This is a genomic window from Microcoleus sp. PH2017_05_CCC_O_A (genome assembly GCF_020738785.1).
Lineage (GTDB): Bacteria > Cyanobacteriota > Cyanobacteriia > Cyanobacteriales > Microcoleaceae > Microcoleus.
The window spans coordinates 1-8853 of sequence record NZ_JAEQCB010000216.1 but is presented as its reverse complement, the minus strand read 5'-3'; the positions used below and the strand labels follow the sequence as shown (position 1 = coordinate 8853).

Below are 8853 nucleotides of genomic sequence, written 5' to 3'. Positions count from 1 at the left end.
ACAGCGATTATTCGATCGTCATTATTATTCAATTACATTTCTAGACATTGCGGGTATGGCTCAAGGGCGAAAAATTTTGAAGCAAGCGGTGTTGGAATTCCTAGTTCACGGGCTGCGCTACGTATTCTACGCCCAACCAGGTTCCCTCTCGCGGGGACTGCCAACAGCACATTCTGCTGAACCTTTGCAAAGCAAGCTGGTTTGTCTCACCATCTGAGGTTTATATCTGGCCCGACCCTGAGGGTATCGTGAGAGGACAGGCGATCGCGCCTCTGTACCGTTCAGTCCCCCAAGCTGCCAAGAACGATGCAAAACTTTATGCCTTACTCAGCTTGACTGACGCTATTCGAGTTAGTCGGGTGAGAGAGCAACGTTTAGTTATAGGCGAACTTGAAAAGCTGCTTGCTTCAAAATAATGGAATCACTGGGTACCACAAGAAACTACGGTTTTTCGATCGACAATTTGCACAATATTTTTAAAAAAATGTGCTTAATGATACCGATTCGTAGCAGCAACCAAATTCGGGTTTACTACGATCGAACACTACCAAACTGCTACCAAACTAGATTTACCAATACTAAAACTACACTAAACTTGACGTTACAACACTCGTTCGCAGTTCATCTATTTTCGTACACTTTCATCTCATTTTTGTCCGCGAACGTTGTACTTTTGTCTATGAACGTTACACTTAGATCCATTTTAATCCACACACCCAAATATTCATATAGCACAAGGAATACAGGTGTTTTCAGACCATCAAAAATTGCATAGAATAGCAGGTAGGCATTGCCAAAAACCGAGATTCAGGCAAATACTACAGGGGGGCATGGAAGCAAATATTGCGCGTCTTTACTTACTCCGCATTGCGCCGTTTTTTACCATTTCAGTCACCGAATACTTGGGGGTATCGAAATACCTGTTTTTTTGACAAAAGCGCAGAATCGAAAAACCTATCTCAAAAAGCCTAATTTGCAGATCATAACTGATGCAATTGTTCAGCTTGCTGTTGGATAGTGCAGTTATTTTTGCTGCTATGAGTTAGGAGTATAGCGGTTCTCAAGCCACGCGCGGGGTACAAACCGATCTATGGATGCCCTATGCCCAATCCCCAAGGGTACCTCATCGAACAGAAAAGGGCTATACCAGTGATGCCCGTTACGATCGACTTTAAGGGACTTCTCCCGTGAACTCGCCCCCATCCACAAAATGACCCGACTTGGATAGATTTAGTGACACAGAAATTAGCCCAAGTTACGATCGACTTCTTGGCAATTATTTAACCACAGAGTCTCAAAAGCATAAGTCAAAAGCATAAGAAAGCGAGCAAAACTTGGGAGGTGAGGACACCGCCATGTTTCGTACACCACAAGCCATTTTGAGAGTTGGAAAACTTAAATCGATCGAATGTTTGAGAACAGCGGCCAGACATAACAGCCGAACCACTGTCGTACCAAATGCTGACAAAAACAAGACTGTTGAAATCTTGCAAGGCCAAACATCGCCCGAAGCAGTCGTAGAACTAGCACGGGCAAAAATTGGCTCTCAAAAAGTCCGAAAAGATGCAGTCATTGCCGCAGACATCCTCCTGGGGGCTTCCCCCAGCTACTTCAGACCCTCTTGCCCGGAAGACTATGGGTACTGGCAGCAAAAGCAACTGGTTCTATGGACAGAAGCTTCAACTAACTGGCTCGAAGAACACGTAGGGAGTAACATTCTTCAAACCGCCCTGCACCTCGATGAAGCCACTCCCCACATCCACTGTCTCTGGGTACCTATCAACAATGAGGGAAAACTCAGCTAGACAGCTATGCCGCAGCCGTTGCCGACTTGGGCATCGAACGTGGCATCAAATTCTCGCCGGCACGGCATCAAAAAATCCGACAGTATTACACTGCTGTCAACTCCCAAGAAACTGTATTAGATTTAAACTTATGGCTTCCCGAACCAGAACCAGAAGAAACTGCCACCAATTACAGGTCTAAGTCAATTGCCTTGCTACAGACTGGTTCCGACGCCATCAACCAGATGCTTGCAGAACGGCAAAGGGCTGTAACACAACAAGAACTCGAACGAGAAAAAGCTATCCTCGCTCAAAAATATTAAGATCGAACAGAAGCTATATGGGAAATCCGATCGCCAGTTTCTAGAGCGCGTTTTCCAAAAGTTGATGCTCAATTTTACCTGGTGGGTAAATCGCAAGGATGCCGAGGGTAATAATGTCTTTCAAGGCGGATTTTTGGGCTTAGATAATATCGGCGTATTCGATCGCAGTGCGCCACTACCGACGGGCGGATATATCGACCAATCTGACGGTACTAGTTGGATGGGGATGTATTGTTTGAATATGTTAAAAATCGCGCTAGAATTGGCAAAAACTAATCCAGTTTATGAAGATATTGCTACCAAATTTTTTGAACATTATCTCTATATTGCCGATGCGATGAATCACATTGGGGAAATGGAAGATTCCTTATGGAATGAGGAAGATGGCTTCTATTACGACGTGTTGCATTTTCCCGACGATCGCCAAATTGAAATGAAAGTGCGATCGCTAGTCGGCTTAATTCCTCTATTTGCGGTAGAAATATTAGAACCAGAAACATTACAGCAATTACCCAATTTCAAAAAGCGATTGGAATGGTTCATCAAAAATCGGCACGATTTACGCCGTAATGTAGCTTGCATGGAAACCAAAGGTAAAGGCGCGCGCCGATTACTGGCGATCGTTTCTAAAGACAAACTCCAACGCATTTTACAAAAGATGCTCGACGAATCAGAATTTTTCAGCGATTACGGAATTCGGGCAGTTTCTCGCTATCATGCCGAACATCCCTATTGCTTCTATACCAACGGTACCGAGTTTCGCGTCGATTACGAGCCAGCCGAGTCTACCAGTGGTTTATTTGGTGGCAATTCCAACTGGCGCGGCCCCGTTTGGTTTCCAGTGAACTTTCTTTTAATTGAATCGCTGCAAAAGTTCCATCGCTATCTCGGCGATGATTTCAAAGTTGAATGTCCGACAGGTTCGGGGCAAATGTTGACTCTGTGGGAAGTCGCTACCGAACTATCCCAGCGACTCACCCAGATTTTCCTCCGTAACCCAGCGGGACAACGCCCAGTTTATGGGGGTACCCAGAAGTTTCAAAACGACCCGCATTGGCGCGATTTGGTGTTGTTTTATGAATATTTCCACGGCGATAATGGCGCGGGAATTGGAGCCAGTCACCAGACGGGATGGACGGGATTGGTAGCGAAGTTAATTCAACAGTTGGGGGAATATGGGGATGAAGATCGAGTAGGGGAATCGGTGCTGGAAATCGAAGCAGGTAGTGAATCGATCGTTATTTAAGTGGGATGATAAAGGTACTCAATTACCAGTAATATAGATTGCGATTGGTGCCTAACCTACTTTGTTTTTTCCTAACATTGTACAAAGTTAATCCCCACGTTTAGGGTGTAGCAAAAATTAATATGCCATACATTAATATTCAGATTACCACAGGTTCTACAAGGACACAAAAAGCTCAACTTGTTAAAGAAGTAACTGATTCTCTCGTTCGGATTCTTGGCAAAAATCCAGAACATATACACATCGTCATTCAGGAGATTGCAGAAGAAGATTGGGGATTTGCAGGACTCCTGACAGATGATTGGAAACAGCAGCAAAACTCATAAGAAGAGTGATGCTGAAGTAAATTAGATAGTTTTGTAGGGTTGGTATTTTATAAGCCTCGTTGACGAATTATGTCAAACATTTTACCTGTTTAATTACCCCAAACCTAGATGGTGGAAAGTACCCACCATCTAGTCCGACGCTGCTGCCGTAACTGCTCTACTAATCTGCACTGACTTGACTCTTCGCTTTATCTAGTCTTCTTCCCCAAGGTTTGAGAACTGAGATCGCAATAATCACAACCAAAGAAATAACTTGAACGAAAGTTCCAATTAATACACCTTTGGCATCGAAATTATAAACCAAATTATTCAGGGCTTGTAATCCCTCCTGCCCTGACAATTTTTCAGCAGTATTCCCCCACGGAAATAGCCAGAATGTGCCAAATACAACCAAACCAGTCGTTAGTATCCACTTAGTAATTACCCAATAGAACTTGATAAATCCATAATTTGTCATCCAGCACAGAAATGTTGCTGTGATGACGGAACCAATCGCTGAAGGAATGACAATCCAGTCATCTAGAAGATTAATTGCTGAATCTAGAGCATTCAGTACGTCGGCATTAACTGATGTTGTGTTTCTAAGCGACAGTAGCAGCATACTCAAGACGCTTCCCGTCCAGAGCGCAGCAAAACCAATATGCGCTGATAGCAGCCAGTTTCTCTGACGGATACTCAATTTTGGCATTTTTCCTCCAAGGTACTTCGATCGAGAACAGCACAACCGCAAGACAGCAATGCTTTTAGTCATGCGGATCGATTGCTTAATATATTGATAGTTAATATATTAAGTAATTGTCCAAAAGTCAACATCATCAGGCTGGGATCGCTAAGAAAAGTTCTGAATGATTCGATCGAGGAGCTTGAGAACGATTTCCTGCTCTGCTTCGGAAATATTTGCAGTTGCCTTTTTAACGGTATCTGCACCAAGCGGTGGCAGAATATACATGAGTCTTTTGCCTTCTTCCGTCAGCCAGATGCGGACGACACGGCGATCTGCTGAGTTTCGTTCTCGGTAAACTAGGTTGCGCTCTTCCATGCGATCGACGACTCCGGTTAGTGTTGCGCCTAGCTGTTTGAGTCTGTCAGCAATACCTGTTGTAGTAATCCCATCTTCTTCCCATAGACAGCACAGAACTAGATAGTGAAATGGAGTCAGATCGTAAGGTTCGAGCCGCTCTAGAAAATCTCTGTACATCAGTTGAGATGCCAGTTTCAGTTGATGCCCCAAGTTGTGAGGAGCGAGAGCATATTTCCATTGCTGGAGAAAATTAGCATTGGACGATGAACTAGGCATTCGATCGAGGTATTGGTGATTAAGCCAAATAGTTAATGTATTAATTATGCTATAACAATCAATTACATAAACGACCGCAAGCGTGAGTTGGAATTGTCGAAGGTAATTTAGGTCGCTCGAGTGCGATCGAGTCTCTACAGACTAAATCGCGCTGGGTTTCGATCGCCGCGTTTCTCAACAAATTCTCATTTTCTCTTCAGGAGTGTTTCAGATCGATCGGGGATCGTAGTTATTATCGAGGCAAATTTAGCTCCGCGATCACCTAACTTTATCCCCTAGCCCCTCACCAGATGAACGTCAATCAGATCGGGAGTGAATCGATCGAGCATCCCCGTTTTCGGTGGATTAATTTTAATACCATCGCAGGATCGATTGCACTATTATCCGATCGATGTCAGTGCTGGCATTCTCAAGAGTACGGCTCTAGCATTGTTGGAACGCTACCCCAACTTAAAACTGTGCGGCTTGGCGGGGACTTACGAGCAAGCTCTGGCTCAATTGCCACCAGCAGAACTGGGGAACCGCATGGTGATTTTCCTGGGTAGTACGCTAGGGAATCTAACCGATCGAGAGCGTAGCAGTTTCCTGACCCAAATTCAACAGGCACTCCAGCCTGGAGAATTTTTCCTCTTAGGCGTAGATTTACAAAAATCGATCGAGACGATTGAAGCTGCGTATAATGATGCTCAAGGTGTGACGGCTGAATTTAACCTCAATATCCTCCGCCATCTCAATCATCGCTTTGGAGGTGATTTTGCACTCGATCGATTCGAGCATTTAGCATTCTACAATCGGGAGCAACATCAGCTTGAAATGCATCTCCGCAGTTTGGTAACTCAAACTATAGCTTTTGCAAACCTAAACTATCGAGTTAAGTTCGAGGCTGGAGAAACGATTCACACCGAAATATCTCGCAAGTTTCATTTACCAACATTAGTAGATAATTTATCGGCTCATGCTTTTAAACCTTTACAATTTTGGACAGATCCACAAGATTGGTTTGGCTTGTTGCTATGTCAACGTCAATGTACTGTAGGGGAGTATCCTTAAATTCCAAGCGATCGCTATCCAACGAAAAATCAATCCACAATGAAAAATCAAAAATCAAAATGACAGCACATATCCTCTTGGTTGAAGATGAAATTAAACTCGCCCGATTTATCGAACTGGAATTAGATAGTGAGGGTTATCGCGTCAGTGTGGCACACGATGGGATGGCGGGACTGAGTTTGGCGCGGGAGGCGGCACCGGATCTAGCGATTTTGGATTGGATGTTGCCAGGACTTACAGGCGTGGAACTCTGTCGGCGACTGCGATCGACTGGTATATCTATCCCCGTAATTTTACTGACAGCTAAAGATGAAGTCGGCGATCGCGTGACGGGTTTGGATGCGGGAGCCGATGATTATGTAGTCAAACCGTTTAGTATTGAAGAACTACTCGCGCGCATCCGTTCTCATCTGCGACGCACCCAAAAAACCGACGAAGATCTGTTGCAATTTGAAGATTTAAGTTTAAATCGACGGACTCGCGAAGTCCATCGCGGTAGCAGATCGATCAATTTAACTGCCAAAGAATTTGAGTTATTACAATACCTATTGAGTCATCCTCGCCAAGTATTTACTAGAGAGTTAATTATCGAAAATGTCTGGGGATTTGATTTTCTGGGCGACTCAAATATTATCGAGGTTTACGTTCGCTATCTCCGCACGAAGTTGGAGCAAAACAACGAGCCAAGATTGATTCATACCGCGCGGGGTGTCGGGTATGCTTTGCGGGAGCAATAGCAGCGATGAAGATTTCGATTATAACGTTAAAGTTGAGCGGCAGCAGATAGCCATGGACACTCTACATTTTGTGGATTCTCGACACAAACGGCGAATTACGCTTTGGTGAACTGAGGCGTAAAGTTGATGGCATCTCAACGAAGGTGCTTACCGAAAGATTGCGATTACTGGAATCGATTGAAGTAGTTCATCGTCACCATGAATCTACAATTCCACCTCAAGTTACCTACAGCTTGACTGAACGCGGAAAAGAGTTGTCTGGGACACTCGACCACCTCTACAAACTCGCTGTGCGTTGGTATGGCACGGAGGGAAAAACGGCTGTCTAGATTTTGCTGAATGCTAACAGATAACCTTTAGGCTGCTGTCCCTACACGTAACCCAACAGCCGACCCTCGATCGAATTCAAATTTAAAACATTTGGACTTTTATTTCGTTTCAACGCAACAGACTTCCTAGCTCTCAATATGTTTGCCAGCATTCCACCAAGACAAAGAACTCGCCGCCAGATCCAGCGGTGGTTTTTCTAAAGTTGTTGCCAGTGTATCATTCCATTTATTGTAAAAAGACATCATCGCAATCAGACTGACAATCTCCGCGATCGCTTCATCCTCAAAGTATTTACCCAATTCTCCAAAATCCTCATCCGTGACTGCATTGGGCATTTTATTAGCCTTATCAGCAACTGTCAACGCCGCGCGTTCGGCAGCCGAGAAACTGGGATGAGTCTGGTAATCGCGAATATTTTGAACTTTGTCCATCGACAACCCATATTTGAGAGCTAGCCCCGCACAATGCGCCGTACAGTACATACAACCAGCCGCACGGGATGAAACATACATCACGAGCAATCTGAGCGTCATCGAGGTTTTTCCCGCTGTCAGCAGCACTGCGCCAGTTAGTTCGACTACTGCCTTCATCACCGCAGGCTTATGTCCCATCGTCAGATAGTCATTAGGCAGAAATCCGAAAAATTCCTCCAGTTGCCCGAACATTTCATCATATGTGGCGAGTTCGGCAATGGGTTTGGGTGCAAGTCTGGGCATGGTTGTCTCCTGCGATTTGTTTGCATAATTACTCGATCGACAATTGCTCAGGCTTAAACCCTTGCGGATGGGCTATACTGATGAAACAATAGTTTTTGTCGATATAGACAAGAATACAGGTTTTTGTCGAACCCGTCAAGAATAAACATCGATAATTTTTAGCTAACTACCGATAACCATGCCGCGCCCTCGATCGTTCGATACCGATGCTGTCATAGAACAACTCTGCGATTATTTCTGGGAGCATGGCTATAGTGCGACATCTTTGGATGAGTTGGCGCAACTGCTGGGAGTCAAGCGGGGCAGTTTATTTAATGCCTTTGGCTCGAAGGAAGTGTTATTTTATGCGGCTTTCGAGCGGTACGAGCAAAAGTTTAAACTGGCGTTTGAGACGGATAAAAGTGGCGTTAACGCGATCGCCAATTATTTCCATAATGCGATCGAAATTGCGTCTACCAAAGGGATGGGGCGCGGTTGCTTTTTGGTGAATCTGTTGATGTCTGCCGAAATTCCCACTCCCGAACTTCAACAAGCGATCGATCTAGACGTAATTTTTATCAAAGACTTTTTTCACAAACATTTAGAACTAGCTCGGCTAGATGGGCAACTACCGCCGCCAATTTCTATTTCAGCCGGAGTCGATGTGTTGTTTAGTGCCACGATCGGAGTTTTCGCATTAGCGCGGATGAGAGCAACGCCTATGATGATTCAAGAGTTCGTTAAGAACAATTTTCGGGGATTGTTTCTCAAGGTGTAGGTGAGATCCTCCAACCTTGTCGAAAGAGCAAGATTTCAACAAAACAGCGCAAGAATCGGGCTTCAGCTTACTGGGGCTTTTCTCTACTATTGAGGTATGGAAATTTTTCTAGTAGTGAGCCAAAGATCGTGACTACTCAACCCATCTTCAAAACTGTAATGAACCGTGTCACTTTTGAAAGTGAAGGCGAAACCGCTCGTAAAAACATGGACAAAGCTACCCAAAAGTAGTCAATGTTAGACATCTACGTTAGTAATTTTAGTCCACAGTCCTAAAACTACAGGAAT

11 protein-coding genes and 1 pseudogene are annotated in these 8853 nt (G+C 44.5%); 9 read left to right on the top strand and 3 right to left on the bottom strand.

The genetic code is table 11. From position 1 onward, the window contains the following. The 5 genes and pseudogenes from JGK20_RS31560 to JGK20_RS31540 form a co-directional block, all read left to right on the top strand. Positions 1-217: pseudogene (locus JGK20_RS31560) on the top strand (hypothetical protein); the annotation flags it as partial. 1138 nt (positions 218-1355) lie between these two features. Beyond that, the gene (locus JGK20_RS31555; protein ID WP_293233424.1) at positions 1356-1805 is read left to right on the top strand and encodes a plasmid recombination protein; all 450 of its coding nucleotides are present in this window, start codon (positions 1356-1358) and stop codon (positions 1803-1805) included. A gap of 26 nt (positions 1806-1831) precedes the next feature. Beyond that, positions 1832-2107 carry a hypothetical protein gene (locus JGK20_RS31550; protein ID WP_293233422.1) on the top strand — a complete coding sequence of 92 codons (276 nt, stop codon included), beginning with the start codon at positions 1832-1834 and terminating at the stop codon, positions 2105-2107. A gap of 64 nt (positions 2108-2171) precedes the next feature. Continuing rightward, a complete protein-coding gene (locus JGK20_RS31545; protein ID WP_325315433.1) occupies positions 2172-3353 on the top strand; it encodes a hypothetical protein in 1182 nt (393 codons plus the stop codon). A gap of 122 nt (positions 3354-3475) precedes the next feature. Then, positions 3476-3679 carry a 4-oxalocrotonate tautomerase family protein gene (locus JGK20_RS31540; RefSeq protein ID WP_293199291.1) on the top strand — a complete coding sequence of 68 codons (204 nt, stop codon included), beginning with the start codon at positions 3476-3478 and terminating at the stop codon, positions 3677-3679. A gap of 160 nt (positions 3680-3839) precedes the next feature. Here JGK20_RS31540 and JGK20_RS31535 read toward each other — a convergent pair whose 3' ends face one another. Then, positions 3840-4367 (bottom strand): hypothetical protein, encoded by a 528-nt coding sequence (locus JGK20_RS31535; RefSeq protein WP_293208921.1) that lies wholly within the window; start codon positions 4365-4367, stop codon positions 3840-3842. Between the two features lie 141 nt (positions 4368-4508). Beyond that, on the bottom strand, positions 4509-4976 hold the full coding sequence (locus tag JGK20_RS31530) for a MarR family transcriptional regulator (protein WP_293187028.1): 468 nt from the start codon (positions 4974-4976) through the stop codon (positions 4509-4511). Positions 4977-5288: 312 nt separating this feature from the next. Between JGK20_RS31530 and JGK20_RS31525 the strand changes: the two genes are divergently transcribed. The 3 genes from JGK20_RS31525 to JGK20_RS31515 all read left to right on the top strand — a co-directional run bounded on the left by JGK20_RS31525 (position 5289) and on the right by JGK20_RS31515 (position 7092). Further along, positions 5289-6026 carry an L-histidine N(alpha)-methyltransferase gene (locus JGK20_RS31525; protein WP_293199288.1) on the top strand — a complete coding sequence of 246 codons (738 nt, stop codon included), beginning with the start codon at positions 5289-5291 and terminating at the stop codon, positions 6024-6026. A gap of 59 nt (positions 6027-6085) precedes the next feature. Further along, on the top strand, positions 6086-6763 hold the full coding sequence (locus tag JGK20_RS31520; RefSeq protein ID WP_293187026.1) for a response regulator transcription factor: 678 nt from the start codon (positions 6086-6088) through the stop codon (positions 6761-6763). A 65-nt stretch (positions 6764-6828) separates the two neighbouring features. Next, positions 6829-7092, top strand: coding sequence for a winged helix-turn-helix transcriptional regulator (locus tag JGK20_RS31515; RefSeq protein WP_293187032.1), 264 nt, complete (start codon positions 6829-6831; stop codon positions 7090-7092). A 126-nt stretch (positions 7093-7218) separates the two neighbouring features. Here the strand turns inward: JGK20_RS31515 and JGK20_RS31510 are convergent, their stop codons facing one another. Then, entirely contained in the window at positions 7219-7809 is a 591-nt protein-coding gene (locus JGK20_RS31510) for a carboxymuconolactone decarboxylase family protein (protein ID WP_293187025.1), read from the bottom strand. Between the two features lie 178 nt (positions 7810-7987). Here JGK20_RS31510 and JGK20_RS31505 point away from each other — a divergent pair, with 178 nt between their 5' ends. Further along, positions 7988-8566: a TetR/AcrR family transcriptional regulator gene (locus JGK20_RS31505; protein WP_293187024.1), complete on the top strand. Its 579-nt coding sequence runs from the start codon at positions 7988-7990 to the stop codon at positions 8564-8566. Positions 8567-8853: the final 287 nt, after the last annotated feature.

What these genes read in the sequence shown, in the direction of transcription:
- JGK20_RS31555 (WP_293233424.1), top strand. Translation starts at nt 1,356, where the DNA reads ATGTTTCGTACACCACAAGCCATTTTGAGAGTTGGAAAACTTAAATCG.
- JGK20_RS31545 (WP_325315433.1), top strand. Translation starts at nt 2,172, where the DNA reads ATGCTCAATTTTACCTGGTGGGTAAATCGCAAGGATGCCGAGGGTAAT.
- JGK20_RS31540 (WP_293199291.1), top strand. Translation starts at nt 3,476, where the DNA reads ATGCCATACATTAATATTCAGATTACCACAGGTTCTACAAGGACACAA.
- JGK20_RS31535 (WP_293208921.1), bottom strand. Translation starts at nt 4,367, where the DNA reads ATGCCAAAATTGAGTATCCGTCAGAGAAACTGGCTGCTATCAGCGCAT.
- JGK20_RS31530 (WP_293187028.1), bottom strand. Translation starts at nt 4,976, where the DNA reads ATGCCTAGTTCATCGTCCAATGCTAATTTTCTCCAGCAATGGAAATAT.
- JGK20_RS31520 (WP_293187026.1), top strand. Translation starts at nt 6,086, where the DNA reads ATGACAGCACATATCCTCTTGGTTGAAGATGAAATTAAACTCGCCCGA.
- JGK20_RS31510 (WP_293187025.1), bottom strand. Translation starts at nt 7,809, where the DNA reads ATGCCCAGACTTGCACCCAAACCCATTGCCGAACTCGCCACATATGAT.
- JGK20_RS31505 (WP_293187024.1), top strand. Translation starts at nt 7,988, where the DNA reads ATGCCGCGCCCTCGATCGTTCGATACCGATGCTGTCATAGAACAACTC.